Annotated in this window: 22 protein-coding genes and 2 pseudogenes; 6 read left to right on the forward strand and 18 right to left on the reverse strand. The window is 46.1% G+C overall.

The genetic code is table 11. The features are described from left to right. Positions 1 to 12 precede the first annotated feature (12 nt). The 3 genes from L5M71_RS02520 to L5M71_RS02530 all read left to right on the forward strand — a co-directional run bounded on the left by L5M71_RS02520 (position 13) and on the right by L5M71_RS02530 (position 4,043). Complete coding sequence (locus tag L5M71_RS02520) at positions 13 to 3,243, forward strand: efflux RND transporter permease subunit (RefSeq protein ID WP_263206265.1); 3,231 nt, start codon at positions 13 to 15, stop codon at positions 3,241 to 3,243. A gap of 61 nt (positions 3,244 to 3,304) precedes the next feature. Further along, positions 3,305 to 3,517 carry a DUF2892 domain-containing protein gene (locus L5M71_RS02525; protein ID WP_105252075.1) on the forward strand — a complete coding sequence of 71 codons (213 nt, stop codon included), beginning with the start codon at positions 3,305 to 3,307 and terminating at the stop codon, positions 3,515 to 3,517. Positions 3,518 to 3,626: 109 nt separating this feature from the next. Continuing rightward, positions 3,627 to 4,043 (forward strand): rhodanese-like domain-containing protein, encoded by a 417-nt coding sequence (locus tag L5M71_RS02530; protein WP_198572759.1) that lies wholly within the window; start codon positions 3,627 to 3,629, stop codon positions 4,041 to 4,043. A 327-nt stretch (positions 4,044 to 4,370) separates the two neighbouring features. On the opposite strand, the gene L5M71_RS02535 is transcribed toward L5M71_RS02530, so the two are convergent. Next, positions 4,371 to 4,862: a GNAT family N-acetyltransferase gene (locus L5M71_RS02535; RefSeq protein ID WP_219253877.1), complete on the reverse strand. Its 492-nt coding sequence runs from the start codon at positions 4,860 to 4,862 to the stop codon at positions 4,371 to 4,373. A 1,017-nt stretch (positions 4,863 to 5,879) separates the two neighbouring features. On the opposite strand from L5M71_RS02535, the gene L5M71_RS02540 reads away from it, so the two are divergent. Next, positions 5,880 to 8,336: a S8 family serine peptidase gene (locus L5M71_RS02540; RefSeq protein WP_263206267.1), complete on the forward strand. Its 2,457-nt coding sequence runs from the start codon at positions 5,880 to 5,882 to the stop codon at positions 8,334 to 8,336. Positions 8,337 to 8,419: 83 nt separating this feature from the next. Here the strand turns inward: L5M71_RS02540 and L5M71_RS02545 are convergent, their stop codons facing one another. From L5M71_RS02545 to L5M71_RS02590, 10 genes are all read right to left on the reverse strand, one after another. Further along, a complete protein-coding gene (locus L5M71_RS02545) occupies positions 8,420 to 8,965 on the reverse strand; it encodes a YaeQ family protein (protein WP_113941666.1) in 546 nt (181 codons plus the stop codon). A gap of 176 nt (positions 8,966 to 9,141) precedes the next feature. Further along, positions 9,142 to 10,053, reverse strand: a complete 912-nt coding sequence (locus L5M71_RS02550) for a bifunctional precorrin-2 dehydrogenase/sirohydrochlorin ferrochelatase (protein ID WP_168824282.1) — start codon at positions 10,051 to 10,053, stop codon at positions 9,142 to 9,144. Between the two features lie 19 nt (positions 10,054 to 10,072). Further along, entirely contained in the window at positions 10,073 to 10,432 is a 360-nt protein-coding gene (locus L5M71_RS02555) for a rhodanese-like domain-containing protein (RefSeq protein WP_113941668.1), read from the reverse strand. 128 nt (positions 10,433 to 10,560) lie between these two features. Next, positions 10,561 to 10,878 (reverse strand): DUF2007 domain-containing protein, encoded by a 318-nt coding sequence (locus tag L5M71_RS02560; RefSeq protein ID WP_263206271.1) that lies wholly within the window; start codon positions 10,876 to 10,878, stop codon positions 10,561 to 10,563. Between the two features lie 234 nt (positions 10,879 to 11,112). After that, complete coding sequence (gene secF, locus L5M71_RS02565; protein WP_263206273.1) at positions 11,113 to 12,060, reverse strand: protein translocase subunit SecF; 948 nt, start codon at positions 12,058 to 12,060, stop codon at positions 11,113 to 11,115. Between the two features lie 12 nt (positions 12,061 to 12,072). Next, positions 12,073 to 13,923, reverse strand: coding sequence for a protein translocase subunit SecD (gene secD / locus L5M71_RS02570; RefSeq protein ID WP_173496405.1), 1,851 nt, complete (start codon positions 13,921 to 13,923; stop codon positions 12,073 to 12,075). A 17-nt stretch (positions 13,924 to 13,940) separates the two neighbouring features. Continuing rightward, positions 13,941 to 14,273, reverse strand: a complete 333-nt coding sequence (yajC, locus tag L5M71_RS02575; protein WP_007649452.1) for a preprotein translocase subunit YajC — start codon at positions 14,271 to 14,273, stop codon at positions 13,941 to 13,943. 27 nt (positions 14,274 to 14,300) lie between these two features. After that, the gene (gene tgt / locus L5M71_RS02580; RefSeq protein ID WP_006082277.1) at positions 14,301 to 15,425 is read right to left on the reverse strand and encodes a tRNA guanosine(34) transglycosylase Tgt; all 1,125 of its coding nucleotides are present in this window, start codon (positions 15,423 to 15,425) and stop codon (positions 14,301 to 14,303) included. A gap of 161 nt (positions 15,426 to 15,586) precedes the next feature. Continuing rightward, positions 15,587 to 16,624: a tRNA preQ1(34) S-adenosylmethionine ribosyltransferase-isomerase QueA gene (queA, locus tag L5M71_RS02585; protein ID WP_263206275.1), complete on the reverse strand. Its 1,038-nt coding sequence runs from the start codon at positions 16,622 to 16,624 to the stop codon at positions 15,587 to 15,589. A 62-nt stretch (positions 16,625 to 16,686) separates the two neighbouring features. Beyond that, positions 16,687 to 16,893: a hypothetical protein gene (locus L5M71_RS02590; RefSeq protein WP_263206277.1), complete on the reverse strand. Its 207-nt coding sequence runs from the start codon at positions 16,891 to 16,893 to the stop codon at positions 16,687 to 16,689. Between the two features lie 208 nt (positions 16,894 to 17,101). Here L5M71_RS02590 and L5M71_RS02595 point away from each other — a divergent pair, with 208 nt between their 5' ends. Together L5M71_RS02595 and L5M71_RS02600 are read left to right on the forward strand one after the other, a co-directional pair. Further along, a complete protein-coding gene (locus L5M71_RS02595) occupies positions 17,102 to 17,725 on the forward strand; it encodes an acyl carrier protein phosphodiesterase (RefSeq protein ID WP_263206279.1) in 624 nt (207 codons plus the stop codon). A gap of 75 nt (positions 17,726 to 17,800) precedes the next feature. Beyond that, entirely contained in the window at positions 17,801 to 18,472 is a 672-nt protein-coding gene (locus L5M71_RS02600; protein ID WP_263206281.1) for an RluA family pseudouridine synthase, read from the forward strand. A gap of 103 nt (positions 18,473 to 18,575) precedes the next feature. Here the strand turns inward: L5M71_RS02600 and L5M71_RS02605 are convergent. The 7 genes and pseudogenes from L5M71_RS02605 to L5M71_RS02635 all read right to left on the reverse strand — a co-directional run. Beyond that, positions 18,576 to 19,154 (reverse strand): annotated as a pseudogene (locus L5M71_RS02605) (IS982 family transposase); the annotation flags it as partial. Positions 19,155 to 19,476: 322 nt separating this feature from the next. Beyond that, positions 19,477 to 19,728 (reverse strand): annotated as a pseudogene (locus L5M71_RS02610) (IS110 family transposase); the annotation flags it as partial. 73 nt (positions 19,729 to 19,801) lie between these two features. After that, positions 19,802 to 20,437, reverse strand: coding sequence for a hypothetical protein (locus L5M71_RS02615; protein ID WP_263206285.1), 636 nt, complete (start codon positions 20,435 to 20,437; stop codon positions 19,802 to 19,804). 361 nt (positions 20,438 to 20,798) lie between these two features. Continuing rightward, positions 20,799 to 21,557 (reverse strand): SDR family oxidoreductase, encoded by a 759-nt coding sequence (locus L5M71_RS02620; protein ID WP_011846385.1) that lies wholly within the window; start codon positions 21,555 to 21,557, stop codon positions 20,799 to 20,801. 24 nt (positions 21,558 to 21,581) lie between these two features. Next, on the reverse strand, positions 21,582 to 22,484 hold the full coding sequence (gene mmsB, locus L5M71_RS02625) for a 3-hydroxyisobutyrate dehydrogenase (RefSeq protein WP_173245769.1): 903 nt from the start codon (positions 22,482 to 22,484) through the stop codon (positions 21,582 to 21,584). Between the two features lie 134 nt (positions 22,485 to 22,618). Further along, the gene (locus L5M71_RS02630; RefSeq protein WP_028760562.1) at positions 22,619 to 23,788 is read right to left on the reverse strand and encodes an enoyl-CoA hydratase/isomerase family protein; all 1,170 of its coding nucleotides are present in this window, start codon (positions 23,786 to 23,788) and stop codon (positions 22,619 to 22,621) included. Next, the gene (locus tag L5M71_RS02635; RefSeq protein ID WP_263206287.1) at positions 23,788 to 24,561 is read right to left on the reverse strand and encodes an enoyl-CoA hydratase; all 774 of its coding nucleotides are present in this window, start codon (positions 24,559 to 24,561) and stop codon (positions 23,788 to 23,790) included. Before L5M71_RS02635 ends, L5M71_RS02630 begins: the two co-directional genes overlap by 1 nt. Positions 24,562 to 24,587 lie beyond the last annotated feature (26 nt).

Genomic DNA, 24,587 nt, shown 5'->3' on the forward strand with positions numbered 1-24,587 from the left:
CGAGGTTGTTTTATGAAACATGCTCCAGTACCACAAACCACACTTGGGATTTCCGGACGAATTGCCGCTGCCTTTCAAAATAGCGCCATCACGCCGCTATTAGCACTTCTCGGGCTCTTACTTGGCTTATTCGCCATTTTGGTCACGCCAAAAGAAGAAGAGCCACAAATTGATGTCACCTTTGCCGATGTGTTTATCCCTTTTCCCGGCGCGACACCCACGGAAGTTGAAAACTTAGTCACTCTGCCAGCGGAACAAGTGATCTCCGAAATCAAAGGCATAGATACTCTGTATTCGTTCTCCCAACCCGATGGCGCGCTGATCATCGTCATCTTTAAGGTCGGCGTCGGGCGCAATGATGCCATCGTCAGCCTATACAACCAGATTTATTCCAATATGGATAAATTGCCAAGGGGCGCTGGCGTGGGCGATCCGCTAATTAAACCCCGCGGCATCGATGATGTGCCCATTGTCAGTTTGACCTTGTGGTCTAAGGACAGGCAAGTGTCTGCTGAGCAGCTAACCCATGTCGCCCTTGGATTAGAAACCGAAATTAAGCGTATTCCCGGCACTCGCGAAATCGATACCGTTGGCCAGCACGATATGGTGGCCAACATACGTATCGATCCCGCCAAGATGAACAGCTTTAATCTGACCTACGACAAGTTAAGACAAAGCCTGAATGACAATAATATGGTCTCTATGCCTGCATCCTTAGTGCAAGGCAATCAAGAGATAAAGGTCCAAGCTGGGCAGTTTTTACAATCCATCGACGATCTCAAGCAATTAGTCGTCAGTGTCTATCAAGATAAACAAGGTAAGACTATTCCGATTTATTTGGCGGATATTGCCGAAATCAGCTTAAAAAGTGATATCCCTAAACAGAGCGTTTGGCACGCAGATAAAACCGACATTTATCCCGCCGTCACAATCGCAATTGGTAAACAAGCAGGCCAAAATGCCGTCGATATCGCCGACAGTGTGATTGAGCGGATAGCTAAAGTCGACAATGTGTTGATCCCGGCCAATGTCGAAGTCACAGTGTCACGTAACTATGGCGAAACCGCGGCGGATAAATCTAACACCCTTATTTTAAAACTGATTTTTGCCACCAGCGCCGTAGTCGTGCTGGTCTTTTTAACCATGGGCGCACGCGAATCCTTAGTCGTGGGCGTGGCCATTATTATCACGCTAGCGATCACCCTTTTCGCCTCTTGGGCGTGGGAATTTACCTTAAACCGCGTGTCCTTGTTCGCCTTGATTTTCTCCATCGGCATCTTGGTCGACGATGCCATAGTCGTAGTAGAAAACATCCACCGGCATATGGCGCTCGGCAAAAATTCCTTCAGCGAGCTTATTCCTGTGGCGGTCGATGAAGTCGGTGGCCCGACGATTCTGGCGACATTTACTGTTATCGCAGCCTTGCTGCCGATGGCTTTTGTATCGGGCTTAATGGGGCCTTACATGAGCCCGATCCCCATCAACGCCAGTATGGGCATGTTAATTTCCCTCGTAGTGGCATTTGTGGTCACTCCTTGGCTCAGTCGTAAACTGCTGAAACATAATGACCAACACGATACTGCCCAAGCCTCGCACGAGGATGAAGCTGAAACTAAGATGGTGCGCCTCTTTACTCACTTAATTGGTCCTTTCCTGCTGGGTAAAAATGCCCGTAAGGCAAGAATAGGACTGGCTGCCGGCGTATTTGTGTTGATCGGTATCGCTGTCGCGCTCCCCGTGGGTCAGCTCGTGGTACTGAAAATGCTGCCCTTCGATAATAAGTCCGAGTTTCAAGTGATGGTGGACATGCCAGAAGGCACTCCCGTAGAGCAAACACAAAGAGTATTACAGGATTTGAGTCGCTACCTAACAACCGTCCCTGAGGTCGAGCATCTGCAATTGTATGCGGGCACTAACGCGCCAATGAACTTTAACGGCTTAGTGCGCCACTATTTCCTGCGTCACAGCCAAGAGCTTGGCGACATCCAAGTGAACCTAGTGGATAAGAAACACCGCAAGCGCGACAGCCACAGCATAGCGGTATCGGTGCGAGACGAACTGCAGCAAATTGGCGAGCAATATCAAGCCAATATCAAAGTGGTTGAAGTGCCACCAGGGCCGCCAGTGTGGTCGCCGCTGGTTGCAGAAGTGTATGGCCCAAGTTCCGCTATCCGCGAGCAAGCCGCATATGAGATGCAGGCGCTGTTCCATGAAACCAAAGATGTGGTCGATATCGATATTTTCTTACCCGCCGCCCAGCAAAAATGGCAAGTGATGATCGACCGCAGTAAAGCCAGCCTGATGGCCGTGCCCTACAGCAATATTGTCGACTTGATTGCCACCTCCGTTGGCGGCAAAGATGTGAGTTATTTACATCAAGCCCAGCAAAAACAACCGATACCGATCCGCCTACAATTAAACGAAGGCGCGAAAGTCGATTTAGAGCAAGTACTGAATATGAAGTTACTGAGCCAAACGGGGCAATCTGTGCCAGTCTCTGAGCTGGTAACCATCAAACGTGGCAAAATCGATGCACCGATTATCCATAAGAATATGATCCCTATGATCATGGTCGTCGCCGATATGTCGGGACCACTGGACAGCCCGCTCTACGGCATGTTCGATATGGCGGGCAAAATCGATGGCGCCGATGGCTTAGGGTTTGATCAGCATTATATTCACCAACCCACAGGGTTAGACTCAGTCGCCGTGCTCTGGGATGGCGAATGGAAGATCACCTACGAAACCTTTAGAGACATGGGTATCGCCTATGCAGTCGGTATGATTGCGATTTATTTATTGGTGGTCGCGCAGTTTAGATCGTATCTGGTGCCGCTTATCATCATGGCGCCAATTCCACTGACTGTGATTGGCGTAATGCCTGGACATGCCCTGCTCGGAGCACAATTCACCGCGACGTCCATGATAGGCATGATAGCGCTGGCGGGGATTATTGTGCGTAACTCGATATTATTGGTCGATTTTATTAATCAAGAAACCGCATCCGGCGTGCCCTTTGAGCGGGCAGTGATCCACTCTGGCGCCGTGCGAGCTAAACCTATCATGCTGACTGCATTTGCAGCCATGATAGGGGCATTGTTTATTCTTGATGATCCGATTTTCAATGGCTTAGCGATCAGTCTGATCTTTGGTATTTTTATCTCGACCATACTGACCTTAGTTGTCATCCCAGTGCTGTACTACACGGCCATGAAAAACCGTATGAATACTGTTCAGATATAAACACAAACACAAAATTAACCACAACAAAGGCCATCACCAAGATGGCTTCAAGGAGTAAGGTATGTCATTAGAACGCAGTATTATGGCTTTTGCTGGATTGATGGTGTTACTGTCACTAGTGTTAACCGCCTATGTGCACCACAACTTTCTGTGGTTAACCGCATTTGTTGGCGCTAACCTATTCCAAAGTGCTTTTACCGGTTTTTGTCCTGCCGCCATGGTTTTACGAAAATTGGGTGTAAAATCAGAGGCTGAAATTGCTAAACAAAGCTAAGCCACATACAGTCACTGCTTAAGAGTTAAAATAAGAGATAAGAGTTAGGTGAGCAAGTACACGCTTGGCCTAATACAAGCGTGCCAAAAAGCCGTCAAGGAGAGATAAAGTGACCCACAACCTCGTAACCCGTGGCCAAAGCCTAATGCGCTTAGCCCTATTAAGCTTACAATCACTGGTACTCATGCCACTGCTGCTAATGCCCATGATAGCCAGCGCCGCCGACCAAGATCCTGCAATCGCATGGGATAAAATTGCCGCAGGCGCTATGGTGCTCGATGTTAGAACGCCTGAAGAATTTGCCGAAGGTCATTTAGCGAATGCGGTCAATATTCCCTTTGAGCAAGTGACAGAGGAGTTTGCTAAGCGTGGCATCGCCAAAGATGCTCCCGTCGTCTTGTATTGCCGCAGCGGTCGTCGTAGCAGTATTGCGACCGAAGCCTTAGTCGCTGCCGGATACACCCAAACCTATAATGGTGGCGGCTATTCCACCTTAGTTGAAGCGCAAAAAACGCCCGCTAAGTAATTCAAAACCATCAAATTGGCTCTAGTGTGGGGAAGTAAGGATAAATCACTTAAGTAATGTCACCTCGCTAGGTTTAACGGCTAAAAGCGCCCTAGGGCGCTTTTTTATTGTCTAAATGAATAAGCTTACTTTAAGCAATAGCCTATCAATCAACATTGCTTTATATAAAAAGCTTTTATCCACCCCAACATTAGACGTCTGAGATGGCGGGCGAATAACGAGATATTGAAGTGTCTTATTAGCGTAAATCGATCCAGATAAAAATTAATAATCGTTTTCGCTGCTACACAAGTAACATAAATGATCCGATGTATGGCAAAAAATTAACTATCTAACATGTTCAAAACGTAGATGACCTTCATTAACGCCAGTCTCACTAAAACCATTGGAAATCAAAACCCTTTTTGATGCTTCATTTTCCGCTGAAGTATGAGCAATAATGTTCTTTGTTTTTTCAAAAGAGTAAGCATGGGAAACGAGTGTATTAACGATTTCTGTAGCATAGCCACGACGCTGCCACTCAGGTAGCACTGAATAACCTATTTCAACCATCCCATGACTATCTGGAGGTCCAAAATAACCACCAGAGCCAACTAGTGTTCTCTCTCCTGAAACAGGATTAATATCAACTGCATACCAGCCATACCAACCTTGGGCTGCTTCACCGCCATTTTCATAGCAAGCAAGGAAAAACGCCATTGCATCACAATCATATTCGCCACAAGGCCAAGCATTTGAAACAATTGCATTTAATTTTTCAGCAAGTAACTGTGGTGTTTCAAGCTCTATATGAAGATGATCAGCTGAAGAAGATATCAATACGATCCGCTTAGATGTTATATTTTTTATAATTTTTATTTACTCCAATTTAGGATTTATAGTGCACAGCCTTAAATTCGTGCACTCACTCGCTTAAACCATGCCACAAGAAAAACAACTTACCTCATGAATTAATTTAATTTACCACCCATCCAAGAGATACGCTATTAGGCAAAATGCTTATATGTTAAATTTTGTGAAAATGCGAAAGATTCACACTTATGTATGCAGATTATTAGAAGTAAAGCGTCACACTGATGGGCGTTATAATTATTTAAATGAATATATTTTTTAGACTGTTCTAACGATGAAAAATAAATAAGATTATTTAAAATTTTTAATTGAAAGTTTATCGACATAATTAGCCTCATAAACATAATTGAAGCATGTTCGAGTTCGCAGTGGTAGCTCATATCCTGTACCGCTATTTTGGATGATGTAACACTCAGCATTTTCCTTTATCACACATATTGCATGCTTCCACTTCTCGTTTTGCCGCTCACATTCCCCTTCAAAAACACTTCAACAAATTAGCTCGAATGGCTTAGCCGTCGTCAATCAATTGGCAACTGCCACCCTATTGACAGCCTTTTGCAACAATTTCGCATAATCAATCACTTGAGAAAATATTATCATTATGATGAAAACTTAAAGTTTGTTTTTGTTATTTTTAATTACAAAAAAATATATATATAAATTTCAATGCATTGATAACGGTAAAATCAATCAAAAGCCCTCATATGAAGTCGTAAATTCGTATTCACTTATTCACGTTTATCACATAAAAAAACAAATATTTTAATAAAATTTGGTTACAAATCGTTACAACTTGAATTTATATGCACTATAAATGCCTATTAAATCTAAATACTTACCAACCGCCATACTGTTAACAATTGATTTACAAATTACGTGGTCGCAGATAAATTCACTAACCGAGTAGCATCTGAGTCGTAGTTATTCTTATGAAACATAAAATAATAATGATTAACACTAAATTGACCATGGAAGAAGAACATGACAATCAACAGAACCACTAAAATAGCGTTAAGCCTTTCAAGCTTAGCTATTGCGATCTCAGCCGGTGTACAAGCAGCACCACAAGCCCCAGGTTTTGCCGCAGCATTACAAGCACAAACCTCCCCACTGCCAAAGCGTTACATTGTGAAGTTTAAAAACACTGATGCCGCGGCCATCATGTCAGCCAATAGTGTGCAATCAACGAGTGATCTGCAGTCACTCAATGACGCGACAACAGATACGCTACCAACCACAATGAATTATCAGCCACAAATGGCTGAAATCAGTGCCCAACATACCGCATTAAATAAAGTACAAGCGAAGGAAATGAAGCGTATCGGCCGCAGTAACAGTTACTCGGTGAAACTCGATGCCAAAGGGATCAATGCCTTAAAAACCCGTGCTGATGTGGAATATGTCGAAGAAGATATGCCACGCCGCTTTCTAAGTGAAAGTACGCCTTGGGGCCAAACTTTTGTAGGAGCAACCCAGCTAAGCGACAGCCAAGCTGGCAACCGCACTATTTGTATTATCGACTCAGGCTACGACCGTAGTCACAGCGACTTAGGTGGCAACAATGTCACAGGAACCAATAACTCAGGCACGGGTAACTGGTTTGAGCCGGGCAATAATAACGCCCACGGTACGCACGTTGCGGGGACGATTGCGGCGATTGCCAACAATGATGGCGTGATCGGCGTTATGCCAAATCAAAATGCCAATATTCATGTGATCAAAGTGTTTAATGAATCTGGCTGGGGCTACTCTTCATCCTTAGTCGCTGCCGTAGACACTTGCGTCACCAACGGCGCCAATGTTGTCACTATGAGTTTAGGTGGTTCAGGTTCTAGCACCACTGAGCGTAACGCTCTGGCCGCCCACTATAATAATGGTGTTCTCCTGATTGCTGCTGCGGGTAACGATGGGAATAGCACTCACAGCTACCCAGCATCCTACGATGGCGTCATGTCTGTCGCCTCTGTGGATAGCCATAAAGACCACTCAGCATTCTCCCAATACACCAACCAAGTGGAAATATCTGGCCCTGGTGAAGCCGTTCTATCGACTGTTACCCGTGGCGAAGGCCGTTTAGCCGATATCACTATCGGCAGTCAGTCTTACTTTGACTCAGGTGTCGTGCCACACAATCGCCTGATATCCTCTGGTGGCAGCTATGTCCCCGCACCATTTAACGGTACCAGCACTGCAACTTTGGCAGAATGTACCGTTAGCGGCACAAGCTTCAACTGCGGCAACATGACCAATAAGATTTGTTTAGTGGAACGTGTTGGTAATCAAGGCACTAGCTACCCTGAAATTAACGCAGCTAAAGCCTGTAAGAATGCAGGTGCCAGTGCGACGATTGTTTACAGTAACGCGGTATTACCCGGCTTACAAAACCCCTTCCTTGTCGATGCTAACAACGAAATCAATATGGTTTCTGTATCTGTTGATCGTGCAACAGGCTTAGCATTGCGCAATCAACTGGGCGCGACAGTCACAGTCAGCAACCAAGGCAATAAAGATTACGAGTACTACAATGGTACATCTATGGCGACACCGCATGTGTCAGGTGTTGCGACCTTAGTGTGGAGCTACCACCCAGAGTGTAGTGCGGCGCAAGTCCGTAACGCATTGAAAATGACCGCCGAAGATCTTGGTACTGCGGGTCGTGACAACTACTATGGCTATGGTTTAGTTAATGCAGTTGCAGCAAAAGCCTTCCTAGACGCATCTTGTACTGGTCCAACGGGTCCTGTCGATCCAACCGAACCGGGCGATAGTGTTCTGGTGAACGGTGTGGCGAAAACAGGTTTAGCAGGCGCAACAGGTGAAGAATTACATTTTTCATTTGAAGTTCCAGCAGGTGCAACTAACCTAGGCTTTGTGATGAACGGTGGCACAGGTGATGCAGACTTGTATGTGCAATATGGCGCGGCGCCAACCACCACTAATTACGATTGCCGTCCGTATAAAAGTGGCAATAGTGAGTCTTGTCCAATCACCAACGTACAATCAGGCACTTACTATGCCATGGTGAAAGGCGATTCGGCTTTCACTGGTGTGTCGTTAACGGCGAACTACACAGCGTCTAATGGCGGCGGTACGCCAACGAGCTATACCAATACTGATAACTATAATATTCCTGATAACAAAGCGGCGGGGATCACTAGCCCAATCACGGTTACTCGCACAGGTGATTCAGGTACTGTGACTGCAGTCGTGAACATAGTCCACCCTTACATTGGTGACTTAAAAGTGCAGCTGATCAGCCCTTCAGGAAAAACGGTTACCCTGCATAACAACACCGGTCTTGGTGCAGACAATATCAACAAGAGCTATACCGCAGATATGACAGGTGCTAATTCGAACGGCGTATGGAAGTTAAAAGCAGTAGACAGTGGCCGTGGTGATGTTGGTTATATCGATGGCTGGGAACTGAGCTTCAAATAAATAAAAATCGATACTATTACTGATACTTAAAAGTGATAAACAGAAAGAGCCTGCAATTGCAGGCTCTTTTTTTACAAGACATGTTATTCAATATCTTTGAGAATTTCAGGCTCAATCAACACACTGGTTTCATTATCCGATAACCAAATTTGGCCTTCACTAATCGAAACTTGCAATGCCATATTACGCCCAACAAACGCTTCCATCGCCGTGACGGACTCTTCGGCAATATTCCACACTTTTAAATTCTGATAACGCTCTAACGCTTGCTGATTCTGTTTCCACCAAATCGGTACACTGCGACCACCATAGGTAAAGAGCTGCACGACTTTGGCACGGCCGCTGGCCTTTCGCAGCCATTTTTCATCGGCCTGACCAAACTCAACCCACAGATCAATTTCACCGGATAGGGTTTTGTCCCATAGCTCTGGCTCGTCATCGACGCACAGACCTTTACTAAAACTTAAGGTTTCGCTGGCATTCACAATAAACGCGAGTAAACGCACCATCATGCGGCCATCGGTTTCGGAAGGATGCTGTGCAAGCGTCAATTGATGGTCTTGGTAATAATTCCGATCCATATCGGCTATCTGTAAATTGACTTTAAACACGGTCGCCTTGAGGGCCATAGTCATCCTAAATGCAGAGTGAAATCCTGAAACAGCGAAATCCTAAAATAAGGCTGCCGAGTCTACCTGAGACTCGGCATTAGCTCAAACGAACAATAGAATACGCCCATGAAATCGAACATAAAGTGCAATCGAACAGAAGATTAAATCGAACCCAAGGCTGAATCGGTAAGAAATTAAATCGCACCGGGTCGCAGATGTTTAGCCATGGGGAAATGGGCTTTCAACAAGCTGATTTTTTGCGTATCCGCTACCAGTAGCATGCGCGTACCCAGCTCATACTGTTGACTCAATTCACTGAAAGCGGGTAAAAAACCACGATCTGCGTCGCGGCGAACAAGTTCAGCGAGTTCGACGCTCAAATCCCCTTGGCTGTATATCCAATCGAGGCGCTGTAATAATGGCATGGCGGCGAGCGGCAGTAAGTCCACAGATGTTGCATCATCCAACAAAAGGATTTCACCGCGGCTGACTAAGTTATTAAACGCATTATGGTAATGCTCGGTGGTACGACTATCGAAACGGTCGCCATTGGTATCGAAAAAACGCTCCCAAAATAAGCGGCGTTTCGAGGTTGAATCGAGTTTATCTTGTACTTCGACGCGTCTATCAGCGACAAAATCGAATAACGGTTTGAGTGACTGCGGTAGGCTAGATTCTAAACGCGAGCGAATCGTGCGTGCAAATACCGGTGCTGCGCCCGCAGTGCTGATCGCGACCACTAAACGACCTCGATCCACAATAGAAGGAGTGATAAAGCGGCAAAAGGCGGGATTATCAACGGCATTAACCCAGATACCACGCGCGGTAGCTAAGGTCGCTAACTCGGCATTAAGACTGTCGTTTGCCGTAGCTAAATACACCAAATCATAATTTTGAATGTCGGCATGGACGACTTCACGCTGGGATAACAAAATACGGCCAGCATCTGCATAACGTTGCACTTCAGGGTTCACCTCTGGCGCTACCACGTGGATATTGGCTTCAGTACGTGTCAGCAGTGCTAACTTACGGCTCGCCACATCGCCTGCACCCACCAGTAGAACATTCAAATTAACCGTATCGACAAACAAGGGAAAATATTGCATTAGATGAGATCCTGAACGCTTAGTCCTGCACGACTGGCAGTTGACGCTGTACCCAGCCCTTATAGCCACCAATCATAGAGGCAACGTGGGTGTAACCCATAAGTTGCAGATTATGGGCAGCCAAGGCGGAGCGCGCACCACCCGCGCAGTAGAGTAATATAGGTGTATTTTTATCGGGGAAACGCGCTTCGATATCACGCTCTAAAATACCCCGGCTTAAATGTTTCGCTCGGGGTAAATGATCTTGCAGCCACTCACGATCCTCACGCACATCAACAAGGTGCCAGCGGTCATCGGCCTGATAAGCTTCGATTGTCACTTCGGTGATATTAGGCAGAATAGCGTCAACAAGGGCGGAAAATGCATTGGGATGTTGCATCACTAACTCCTAGATAAGATATTGAATGGCATGATGAATGTCAGCTTATCAGCAAAGTGTAATCTTCTCATCCTGCAGACGCAATCTTTCAGCCTCACCGCAAAGCTGAGAAAGTTGCCAGTGAAAGACTAGTTGTGGCTCTCGCTGCGCTCTGAGCTACATTGCCAGCAAAGCTCAAAACTGCCTTCATTAGTCTCATGGCATTGCACACACTGCCATTGCGGACTTTCAACATCCAACGCATTCAATTGAACTTGTGCCGACGCGTATTGGGACTCACCTACCCATAACTCGACGTTTTGTATCCCAGTAGGGAGTTCACCAATGCCGCCTAATAACGCTTCACCTCTGAGTTCAACATGAATGCCACAGGCTTCCAATAAACCTTTCCATGTATGGGCCTGCAATAAATTACCACCAGCAACTAACACTTTACGTTCTTCCATGCGACATCCTACGGCTACAACTCTCTAGAATATGGGTTGCCGACATCCTACTGCTAAATAGCCGAGGCTGTCGAGCGCTGATTTTTACATCAGTTGTTAAATAAATTAACATTCACTTTTTACAACATAACTGACTATAACTTTGTGAGTTTGCTAGCAGAATGTCAGATACGCCTCAAAATCGATGCAAAAAAAAGCCACCTCGTCGGTGGCTTTTTAACTCCAAATTAACCTTTAAGGCATCATAGGAGGTTGGTCTGCGCCTTCTTTCTCAATCTCAACTGGCATCATGTGTTCACGATTGATACCCAGTTTAACGGCCAAGAAGCTCGCCACATAGATAGAGGAATAAGTACCCACAAAAATCCCCAACAGCAATGCAGTCGCAAAGCCATGGATCATAGTGCCGCCCTTAAGGAACAAGGCCACAACAGTCACCAAAGTCGTGCCCGTTGTAATAATGGTACGGCTCATAGTTTGAGTGATTGAAATGTTAACTATTTCTTCAGGATCGCTCTTACGCAGCTTAAGGAAGTTCTCACGGATACGGTCAAATACCACAATAGTATCGTTAAGTGAGTAACCCACCACAGTCAACAAGCCCGCCAATACGGTCAAGTCAAATTCCAATTGAAATAACGAAAACACCCCTAATGTCACGATGACATCGTGCGCCAGTGCCGCTACAGAACCAAACGCTAAGCGCCATTCGAAACGAAACGACACATAGATCATGATACAAATCAGCGCGACTAATACCGCCAATGCACCTTGCTCTGCCAGTTCTTTACCCACTTGTGGGCCAACAAACTCAACACGCTTCTGCTGCACTTGTGGGTCAACTTTCTGCGCGGCTTCCATGACAGACTTAACCTGCACATCGCTCTTAACGCCTTCTTTCACCTGTAAACGTACAAGTACGTCACGGCTAGAACCGAAGTTTTGCACGATCGCACCTTCGGAATCTGGCGTCGTCAGTTGCACACGCAGTGCATTCAAATCAACCGGCTGAGTAAACTCCATTTCAACAACAGTACCGCCAGTGAAATCAAGACCCCAGTTAACGCCATTAGTTGCGAGTGATACCAGCGAGCCCAGCACTAACACTGCCGACATAACGCTAATAGGCAGTGCATGGCGGAGGAAGTTTACTGTATGTTTTAAGGATAAAACTTCAATCATTGTCACTTCCCCTTAGATAGACAGAGTCTTCACGCGCTTACCACCCCAAATCGCGTTAACGATTGAGCGAGTACCCACGATGGCGGTAAACATAGAAGTCGCAATACCTATCATTAAGGTCACAGCGAAGCCTTTAATCGCACCAGTACCTACGGCAAACAAAATGAGCGCAGTGATGAAGGTGGTGATGTTCGCATCGGCGATAGTTGAGAAAGCATTACCATAACCTTCATGGATAGCCTGCTGTACGCTACGTCCGGCACGAAGCTCTTCACGAATACGCTCATAAATCAGCACGTTGCCGTCAACCGCCATACCGACCGTCAATACCATACCGGCAATACCGGGTAGGGTTAACACAGCGCCAGGGATCATAGACATAACGCCCACAACCATGACTAAGTTTGCGGTTAAAGCCAGGTTAGCAATAAGCCCAAAGCTACGGTAGTAAACCAACATAAAGAGTAAGACAACTGCCATACCCCATACCATAGCTTGTACACCGCTTTGAATGTTTTCAGCACCTAAGCTTGGACCAATGGTACGTTCTTCAACAATTGATACAGGAGCAATCAAGGCACCCGCACGCAGTAATAGCGCAAGGTTTTGTGCTTCACCATGACTTAAGCCAGTGATCACAAAGTTACGGCCTAAACGGGCTTGAATGGTCGCGACAGAAATCACTTCTTGGATTTTCTGCATCTTAACGCTGCCATCGGCATTGCGATCACCACTGTCTTTATATTCGATGAACAAAGTCGCCATAGGCTTGCCTATGTTGTCTTTGGTCACGTCAGAGAAAATGGTACCGCCTTTAGCGTCGAGGTTGATACTGACCTGAGGACGACTGTACTGGTCAAAGCTAGGTTGCGCGCCAGTGATATGGTCACCCGTCAACATCACTTCTTTCTTCAATATCACAGTGCCACCTTCGCGGCGCTGATACACTTCAGAACCTGCAGGTACACGGCCTGATTGCGCAGCATTCGGATCGGCTTTGTCATCCACCATGTGGAATTCAATTGATGCGGTTGCACCTAAGATTTCCTTAGCGCGAGCCGTATCTTGCACACCTGGCAGCTCAACGATAATGCGCTCAGCGCCTTGACGTTGTACTACAGGCTCAGCCACACCTAACTCGTTAACACGGTTACGAATGGTAGTAATGTTTTGTTGAAGTGCTTCTTCTTTAATCTGCTTTAGATAAGCTTCACTCATCACAGCTTGCAGCGCGAAATCTTCGCCACGGCTAGCGTCGGTGAACACCATATCTTTATTGCGAGTCTTAAGGAAACGCTCGGCAGTCGCTAAGTTTTCAGCATCACGGAACTTGATTTCAATTCCAGTAGCATTAACACGAATACCAGCATAACGAATGGTTTCTTCACGTAATTGTGAACGGAAATCAGCAACTTTAGCTTCTTCCATCTTACGAATCGCTTCGCCCATGTCCACTTCCATGAGGAAATGCACACCACCGCGAAGATCAAGACCGAGCTTCATTGGGCTGCCGCCCATGGACTCGAGCCACTTAGGCGTCGCAGGCGCTAAGTTAAGTGCCACAGTAAACTTGTCACCTAAGCTGTCAGCAATCAGTTCTTTAGCCAGTAGCTGTTGATCCGCATTTTGCAAACGGACCAACAACTGACCTTTTTCAAGCTCAGAGCGCTTTACCGCAATGCTCTTACTGGCTAACAGCTCGTTCACACTGGCTTGGGTAGATGCTGTTACTTCAGCACCTCGAGTCGCCACCACTTGCACCGCATGATCTTCACCAAAAAGGTTAGGTACGGCATAGAAACAACCTATGGCGATGACGAGCATCACCATAATGTTTTTCCACATTGGGTATTTATTTAACACGCCTGAGCCCTCTTGGCTTACAACGACTGGATAGAGCCCTTAGGCAATACAGCTGCAATATAGTCTTTTTTGATCGTGATTTGTGTTGTGTCGTTCAAGCTCAGTAACACGTAATCGCTTTCGTCGCTGATTTTTGCAATCTTGCCTAAAATCCCACCACTGGTTAACACTTCATCGCCTTTGCCTAATGAAGACATCAGATTTTTGTGCTCTTTAACGCGTTTTGATTGCGGACGGAAAATCATGAAATAGAAAATCAGGCCGAAAATCGCCAGCATGAAAATCAGTTCCATCGTGCCGCCACCTTGTGGTGCGCCGGCAGCGCTTGCATATGCATTTGAAATAAACATAGTTTTTCTCTTCTTATTAGCAAAAAATCAATCGACTAACTCTGGTACTTCGCGACCTTGACTGGTATAGAAGTCCGCCACAAAGGCGTCTAATGTACCCGTCTCAATCGCACCGCGCAAACCTTCCATTAACATTTGATAGTATCTCAAGTTGTGAATGGTGTTTAAACGCGCACCCAGAATCTCATTACAACGATCTAAGTGGTAAAGATACGCCCGTGAATAATTTTTACAGGTATAACAATCACACTTAGTATCAAGTGGTGACGTGTCATCTCTATGACGCGCATTGCGTATTTTGATCACACCTTCACTTGTAAACAGATGACCGTTGCGGGCATTACGGGTTGGCATCACACAGTCAAACATGTCAACACCACGACGTACACCTTCAACTAAATCTTCTGGTTTACCGACCCCCATCAGATAGCGAGGTTTGTCTGCAGGAATTTGCGGGCAAATATGCTCAAGAATGCGATGCATATCTGCTTTAGGCTCACCGACAGCCAAACCACCGACGGCATAACCGTCGAAACCAATATCGACTAAGCCTTTTAAGCTTTCGTCGCGTAAATCTTCATACACACCGCCCTGAATAATACCGAAGAGTGAGTTAGGGTTCTCTAAACGGTCAAATTCATCACGCGAACGTCTTGCCCAACGTAAAGACATCTGCATTGACTTGCGCGCTTCATCTTCGGTGGCAGGATACGGGGTACATTCGTCAAAAATCATCACCACATCACTGCCCAATGCATCTTGAATTTGCATTGATTTTTCAGGATCTAAGAATATTTTTTCACCATTAATGGGCGAACGGAAATGCACACCTTCTTCGGTGATCTTACGGATATCGCCAAGACTAAACACTTGGAAACCGCCCGAGTCCGTTAAAATAGGACGCTGCCAGTTCATAAAGTCATGCAAGTCACCGTGCTTACGCATAATTTCTTCGCCTGGGCGCAACCATAAATGGAAAGTGTTACCGAGCAAAATATCCGCGCCAGTGGCACGGACTTCTTCCGGTGTCATGCCTTTCACTGTGCCGTAGGTTCCTACAGGCATAAAAGCGGGGGTTTCTACTGTGCCACGATCAAAAATTAACCGACCACGGCGCGCACGCCCGTCGGTAGTGTCTAATTCAAATTTCATAATTCACCTCGCCAGATAAACAGTCTGACTACATTTTTAATGGCTAATGCCATTTTGATTAACAATAGAGATGGGGACAGCCTTAAAAGGTTCAATCTTTTAACGAAAAAAATTGCCGCACAATCTCACTTTGGGCGGCTATTTTAAAACAAAATCTTGGTCTAGTGGGCTTTTTTCGTCACAAACATCGCATCGCCATAGCTAAAGAAGCGATATTTTTGCGTGATAGCATGTTGATACGCCGCCATAACATGATCAAAACCAGCAAAAGCACTCACTAACATGATCAAAGTTGATTCAGGTAGATGAAAATTTGTCACCATAGCATCGACCACTTGGAATTGATAACCTGGGTAAATAAAGATATCGGTATCGCCGCTAAAAGCTTTGAGCTCGCCAAGGCTTGCGCGTGCCGCACTTTCTAAGGAGCGCACTGACGTCGTCCCTACGGCCACCACACGTTTACCCGCAGCTTTGGTTTGCGCGATTAAATCCACGACATCCTGCGGCACATTCGCCCACTCGGAATGCATCTTGTGTTCAAGAATAGTATCGACACGCACTGGCTGAAATGTTCCCGCGCCCACATGCAAGGTCACAAACGCGACATTCACGCCCTTGGCTTTTAATGCATCAAGCATGGCATCGTCAAAATGCAAACCCGCCGTTGGCGCAGCAACTGCACCAGGGTTTTGGTTATACACGGTTTGATAGCGCTCTTTGTCGGCATCTTCATCGGGTCTATCGATATAAGGAGGCAAAGGCATGTGCCCTACTGCTTCAAGCACTTCTAAGATGGTTAACTCTGATAACAACTCAAGTTCAAACAAAGTATCGTGGCGGGCGACCATCTTCATTTGATAGCCACCGTCGAGATGGATTAACGAATCCACTTTCGGGGATTTAGAGCTGCGAACATGGGCGAGGATGCGCTTATCATCAAGCATACGCTCAACTAAAATTTCTAACTTACCGCCACTGGCCTTTTGACCAAACATGCGCGCGGGGATCACTCGGGTATTGTTGAACACCATTAAATCACCGGGATTAATCATCCCCAGCAAATCGGTAAACTGTTTGTCGCCTAACGCGCCAGAGTTGCCGTCTAAGGTTAACAGACGGGATGCATTACGCTGCGCCATAGGATAACGAGCGATCAGCTCATCGGGGAGATCGAAAGAAAAGTCTGCAACGCGCATATTGGCCTCTAGATAGCTTAGAACGGCGGCTAGTCTATGGTTAGAGGCCAATAAGATCAAGATTACTTATTGCTAGTGTCCACTTCTTGCTCGGGTTCCACTGGATTGATGCCATCTTGGGGCAGGTCATCGGCATCGAATTTTAGCCGCGAGCGACTAAAGTCATCCATGCTGAAACGGTGTTGTTCAAAGGGGATTTCTATTAGCACTTTTTTGCGCTTCTGCTGCTCGTCTTTACCAAGCATTTTGGTGAACCAGTTCCACATCATCCATGATCCTAAAAAAGGTTATTGATTTTATTTCACTTTTCCCATATCGATTATTATATCAACGTTTAAGTCAGCCATAATTATTCACGGCGAATCAAATGTCATTATCAATAAAAAGCGAAAAAATACTGCATTTTTAGCTTCGGCGCTTTCCTAAGCGCGCTTGTGCATGATACCGTGAACCGACGTGGTTAACCAAGCACAAATAATGAACTTTCTTACACACTTACATCTCGCCGACATCAGTAAAACCCACCTTGCTGCCAACGTAGCAGGTAACTATATTCAAGCGCCAATTGCGCAAGCCCCAATGGAGTTACGCCAAGCCTTATGGCTAAACCAAGAGATTAATACCCTTTGCGCCAGCCATGAATTGACGATTGAATTAATGGAAGCTTTCCCTGCGCCCTTAAGAAGCATAGCAGCAGAACTCATGGCGGTGAGTTTCGATCACTATTTAGCTTACTATTGGGAAGAATATCACCACCAACCCTTGGATGAATTCAGCAGCAAGGCCTATGACGCGCTAGATTCTTTCGCCACGCAAGGCGTTGATCCATACCATCCAGAGGCATTATTTACACTCTTGCCCACAATGCGCAGCGCCGATTGGCTAGGCAGCTACACCACTGAAAAAGGATTACAACAAGCCTTAGCACAAGTAGCCAAACAGCATCCGCAAGCCGCACTGTTTAAAGATACCCATAAAGTCGTCAATAAAATGCAGATAGAAATCGAAACCGCGTTCCGCACTTTTTATCCGCAGCTGATGGCTTATGCCCGTATTTGGAGCCGTAAGACGCCTGCAGAATATTTGCCCTCCCCCCTCTAAGAATAAGCAAGCATGAGATTATGCTGTGTGCCTGCGTAAATTTTGCTAGTATGGCCGCGCAAAAATGAGGACAAGATGCAGATATTTGATTACCAGCCCCCAGCAGTTCCTTGGCTAGACATACGCTATAAAGATAGAGATCTGATTATCATCAATAAACCTTCGGGATTATTATCTAATCCGGGTCGAGCGGCTCACACCTTTGATTGCGCGTTAACCCGCTTACAAGCCCTTTATCCAGAAACAATTTTAGTGCATAGGCTCGACTGCGCGACCTCGGGCATTATGGTGTTCGCCCGTAATAAAAAAGCGGAGTCGCATTTAAAAACACAGTTTCAAGATAGACAGAGTAAGAAAATCTATATCGCCGAAGTGATGGGACATGTGCTGCAAGATCAGGGGATTATTGACCTCGCGATAGTGCCAGACACTGAACATCCGCCCTATCAAAAAACGCTACAGGTGGGAGAGACTGGCGGCAAAAGCGCCCTCACCCACTATCGAGTTTTAGAGCGCCGAGAAAACAGCACCTTAGTCGAGCTTTCGCCAGAAACCGGCCGTACTCATCAATTGCGTGTGCATATGCTCGCCCTAGGCCATGCAATTTTAGGCGATGAATTTTACGGTGATGCCGAGGTTATCAAGGCCAAACCGCGTTTATGTTTACATGCACAAAGCTTAAGTTTGACCCATCCCTATTCGGGTAAACCGCTGTTTTTTAGCAGCAAACATCCCTTTTCGTTATAATGTTAAAAGTCATTTAGATTCTTCAAAATTCAGCGTACTGAGCCAAAATATAAAATTATCTCAAATTAGATCACGTCTTTAAATGGAATGTTATTACTGATATCCCCTTGTCTGCATAGCGTTTATTCATAACACTGTGCACCATCTCGTTCACCAGTTTTGTGTCATGTACATTCGCTGGGGTCACTTTGGCTGCCACTATTCCGCCTTGATGATTCACAATCAAATGCAGCTTAAAACCATAGAACCACCCCATGGTGCCTTTACCTCTGCACGCCAGTCCCGCCAAGGTTTTATGGCGATAAATACGTAGGTTATGACACACTTTGATGCTAGTTGAATCAACAAATTCAATGCCAGTGGGGTCACTCTTGAGGCTGGCAAAGTAGCTGCAAAGCGGCACTAAAGCTTTGGGCATCACCTCAAGAAAGCGGGTATAGCTGAGTAAATTAGGAAAAGCAGATTTGTAGAAATGAGCCAGATAGCCGATGTAGAAGTTCTTGAAATCACGGTGGTGAGACATCTGAAAAAGTATGATGATGGTCATCACTTCGCTCATCGTCATACGGCCAGCGCGTTGACGCTTGCGTGTACCATCGGTTAACAGCGTTTTTTCCCATTCTGGAATGAAAACAGCGCAAAAATCATCGACATCGCAAAACACTTCCACTAATTTATGCATAGGCCCTCCGGTGTGATGGGGTTTCTCTTGGTCGAAAGATCCGATCACTTGGAGGGCTATTAGTTCAACATTTCTTATCCCATATATGGACTCCACCTCTGTTTAGCAAAAGTTTCGACAAAAAGATTAGATACGCACGTATATACGGTTTTTTATTGAAGAAGCTATCTTCTAACCCATGATCTATTCGCACCCTCTGTCCTTATCGAGATTGTAGCGTTATTAACGCTGTCGGGATAAACAGGTTTTCAGAAGGTTGGTCTTACATATTTGTTAATGCATTTTGCTGAACTTTTTATAAAACTTTTTCTAAAACAATATTCTATATGGTCTGACTGTTATATTCGGTTCTGTAATTGAGTAATGCCCATGCGGTGCGAACGGTTTTATTGATTAACGCGACACAAGCACGTTTTATACCCACTCGCCTGACTAAATTGATAAGCCATGGCTGTTTATAGGTTTTTCCCTCTGCTGGCAGCCTTGATATAACAGAGAGTGCGCCTTGGTAGAGGATTGAACGCAGGTATTTATCGCCACCATGCTTATCTATTCCAATCATAACAACCTTACCTCCACTGCTGTGTTATTTAGGGGTAACACCAACGAAGACAGCCGCATGCCGGCCATTCTTAAAACCTTGACCGTCACCTAAGCAAGCCAGCTGCACCAATATGACTAACGCCTTCGAGTTTCATCAAGCGTTTACAAGGTTCTGATTGAGTGACCCACTGCTTTAACTGTAACGTTACCGCTTTGTAGTGCTCTTCTGTTGTTTGATATTGTTGCCATAAAATCATGAACAATGGTTTGATTTGCTCAGGTAAGTCTGTTGATTCTGGCGAAATAAAGTGAGTGATGGCTTGCCCTAATGACTTTTTACCTAACGTGATGATAGCGCCATATTCAAAACACAACGCTCGTATGTGGTTACCCAGTGATGTGATTGTTCGGTCGAACCATTTTCTGCTGATTTGAATCGCTTGAATATTCTGTTGTGATAGGTCTTTAACCTGGCAGAAAGTCATTCCTAACTGTGTTGATGCGATGGCAATGCCGATAGCATCATTAGCATCTGTTTTTTGATTGCTGATATAGAGTTTTACTTTTTTAGGTGCCATCCCTTTGACTTCATACCCAAATGATTGTGCGACTCGAGCCCAGTAGTGAAAGCTAGCACAGCCTTCCATAGCAACGACATAAGGAGGAGAGTTGGCAAGAAGGTCTTTCGTTTTTTGTGGTGACATGGCTTTATTGAATAACAACTCACCATATGGATTCACTTTACAAACTTGAATGACTTTTTTGCAAGGTCGAGAGATATTATTGTAGGCTTACTCATGTATGGACTCCTTTTGTTTTGGTCGACACCAACTTACGACTGTAGGTTGTTGGAGTCCATACATCGAGTTCAGCTAAACTAAGGTTCCAACACATCAGCTAAGCAGGTGAATTCGGTTAGGCAGGTAATATGAGTGAGTGCGAGCGAGTACTTATGAGCGTTGCATAAAAAAACCGATGACATGGGCATCGGTTTTTGATCTTTTCAGCGAGATAGGCATTAGAGCTAGGCTCGATTTTTATATATATTATACACTCGAGCAACCTCAAGGACTTCATCTTGAGGTTGTTTGCTATGTAATGTTACAGCCGGATACCACCATCGATTTCAAACACACGACCGTTAACATAATCGTTTTCAATAATAAAACGTACGGTAGAAGCTATCTCATCGGCATGACCTAAGCGGCCAACAGGCACGAGTTTCTCTAAACGCTCCAACGCTTCTGGCTTCATTGCCGCAGTCATCTCGGTCGCAATCACACCAGGTGCCACGGCTGCACTACGGATATTGTAGCGCGCTAACTCCTTCGCCCAGCCGACGGACATAGCCGCAACACCCGCTTTTGAGGCCGCGTAATTTGATTGGCCCATATTGCCCGCCTTAGCAAGGCTAGAGATGTTAACAATCACCCCCGCTTGACCCGATTCAATCATGGCCGCTGCGGCCTCACGGCCACAGAGGAAACTGCCGGTCAGGTTCACATTGATCACCGATTGGAATTGCTCGTAAGACATACGATCAGTGACCTTACCGTCTTTGGCTTTGACTAACATGCCATCACGCAGAATACCGGCGTTGTTCACTAACACGTTCACTTGACCAAAATCTTCGAGAATATAGGCAAAACCCGCGACGACATCTTCTTCGTCGGTAATGTCTAAGGCATAACCTTGGACTTCAGTGTCCGATCCAAGCTCAGCGCAGGCTCGCTCGAGTTTTTCTTGGTCCACATCGATAAGCGCTATCTTAGCACCCGCCTGCGCAAAATTTTGCGCCATTGCTAAGCCTAAGCCACCCGCGCCGCCAGTAATGACGACAACCTTATCTTTTAAATCCATCTGGTGATCCCTTGTTATCTGTGTCTATTTTTTAAGTGGTGCAAATTGTTCAAATATACTGGAAAAATCTCGGCGACCATTGCCTTGTCTTGCATGATTAACATACAAGCTGCGGGCTAAAGCGCCCATTGGCGTGCTAGAGTTGCTCAATAATGCAGCTTCTTGTGACAGACCGAGATCTTTGACCATCAAATCTACCATAAAGCCACCCTGATAGCCCTTAGAAGAAGGCACTGTTTCCATCACGCCTGGGCAGGGATTGTACTTCTCTAGCGTCCAGTTTCCGCCACTGCTGACCTTCATAATGTCGGATAACACTTTGGGATCGAGGCCATGATCGACGCCCATTTGCAGCGCTTCGGAAGTACCGACCATCAACACAGATAACAGCATGTTATTGCAGATTTTCGCGACTTGCCCCGCACCTGGACCGCCTGCGTGGAAGATATTCACACCCATAGCCTTAAGTACGGGCTGCGCACGTTCAAAAGCGTTATCCGAGCCACCACAAATAAAAGTTAACGTACCCGCTGCCGCACCTGCCGTGCCGCCAGAAACTGGTGCATCCATAAACTCGATGCCACTTTTAGCCGCTTCGGCCGCCACTAATTGTGCGCTTTGTGCATCGATGGTTGAACAATCGATGAGCAAGGTATCACCTGCAACTACTTCTAGGAGCCCTTTGTCTGTTCCATTGCCTAAATATAAACTTTTCACATGCTTGCCCGCAGGCAACATTGTAATCACCACAGTTGCACCCGCTGCAGCGCCGCAGGCGGTACTTGATACTAAGGCGCCTTTTTCGGCCAATTGCTGCATAGCCTCGGGGACTAAATCAAAGACGCGAACCGTCATGCCTGCTTTTAATAAATTGGCCGCCATTGGGCCGCCCATATTACCTAAACCGATAAAGGCTACTGTACTCATGCCATCACTCCTGTGTTGTTCTTTTTAGTGTTGTGATAATGCTATCAAATTGATTATGCTGTCATTATCACAGAGTAAAGCGAGCTTAGCTAAGCCGATAAATACAGCGCTTAGCCAACTCGGCCCTTAAACGCTTAACTCAGTTGGTTAAAGGGATGCGCCTCGCCCCATGGGGAAGCCAATATTTGCTCAAGTACCGCTGTGGGTACTGAGTTAACATCCTTAAAACGCCATTGAGGTTTCTTGTCTTTATCAATCAAGAGTGCACGAACACCTTCGCAGAAATCACCGTGGGCACACACGTTAACACTTGCGGTTAACTCCCACTTGAAACATTGAGCTAAGCTAAGCTTAGTCCCTAACTGCCCTTGGATATAGACCAAGTGCCAGCTGATAGGGCTACCCGCAAGGAAGGTGTCCCGCGCTTTCATTAACCACTTTTCTTCCGATACCAAAGTTGACATGCGTGCTGCAATATCCTGCAGACTGCCCGCCATAAGCCTGTCGATTATGTCTTGGCTTTCGGCTAATACACTGTCGCCCTTAGGAATATCCACTTGATTAGACAGCTCGTTGATCATGCTATCTAAACGTTGATGATTAAGTGCTGGCGTATCACTCCAATCTAAGGTTGCCATGGCATCAAACATCAGTTCTTTGTCGTCACGGTTCAGGTAATGATCCGCAAGGCCCACATAACAGGCATCGGCGGCATTGAGTTGATAGGCGGTCAATCCCAAAAACAATCCCATCTTGCCCTGCATACGATTAAGGAAATAACTGCCGCCCACATCGGGATACAGGCCGATAGTCACCTCAGGCATAGCGATACGCGAGGTTTCGGTAACGACTCTGTGACTTGCACCCGCCATCAAACCGAGGCCGCCGCCCATGACTATGCCATCACCCCACACCAACACAGGTTTGCCAAAGGTATGCAGTAGATAATCGAGGCGATATTCCTCTTCGAAGAAAACCTTTGCTTCCTCAGTCACTTGCCCATTAGCGGCAATGGAAGCATGGTATAAAGCGCGCACATCACCACCAGCACAAAATGCCTTCTCACCGCTGCCATCTAATACGATGCAAGCGATAAGGGGATCTTTCTTCCACAGATTAAGCTGCGCCGTCATAGCGCGCACCATGCCTAAATCTAAGGCGTTGAGGGCTTTTTCCACATTGAGTGTGACTACTCCAACCAATTTGCCAGAAGCAGTGGCTAAGGTTTGAAACACCACATTTTGTGTGGTCGTGACCTGATTTGCGACATGCTCGACCACGTCATTATCTACTACATTCGTCATTAGCGGTTTCTCCACTCAGCTTTACGTTTCCCTAAAAACGCATTCACGCCTTCGGCCTGATCTTCAGTATCAAATAATCCGACAAATAACTCACGCTCAATCGGTAGCGCTTGGCTACGCGCCATAGTGCGCCCCGCTTGAATAAGCGTCTTACACGCAGTCACGCTGCTTGGGCTTTGATTCGCCACTTTGACGGCTAAGGTGATTGCCGCATTAAGCGCTTCGCCAGTATCGACCACTTCTTCCACTAAACGTAGATTCAATGCCTGAGTCGCATCGATACGCTCACCGCATAAAATCATCCGCTTAGCCCAACCTTCACCGACTAGAGCGGTCAGATTCTGAGTGCCACCCGCACAGGGTAATAAACCGACCGTCGCTTCGGGTAATGCCATTACAGCTTGAATTTCGGCGATACGAATATCGCAGGCCAACGCGACTTCTAAGCCGCCGCCCATGGCATAGCCATTAATCGCGGCAATCGACACACCGCGGAATTGGCTTAAGGTTTCAAAGGCTTCACCAAAATGCTTTGCCATCGTTGCCGCATTACCTTTGTCACCATCGCTAAATAGTTTTAAATCGGCGCCAGCGGAGAAGAACTTTTGCCCTTGGCCCGTTAACACTAAGGCGTAAATATCTTTATTGGCATTCAGCTCAAGCACTTTGGCTTTAAGCGCCTGCAAACTCTCGGCGGTCCAAGTGTTGGCTGGCGGATTGTTCATGGTCAGAATCGCCGTGTGGCCTTCGATACGTTCAACTAAATATTCCATCTTTATAGACTCCTTTTCAGTTATCG

It is taken from the genome of Shewanella sp. SW1, from assembly GCF_025653545.1.
GTDB classification, from domain to species: domain Bacteria; phylum Pseudomonadota; class Gammaproteobacteria; order Enterobacterales; family Shewanellaceae; genus Shewanella; species Shewanella oncorhynchi.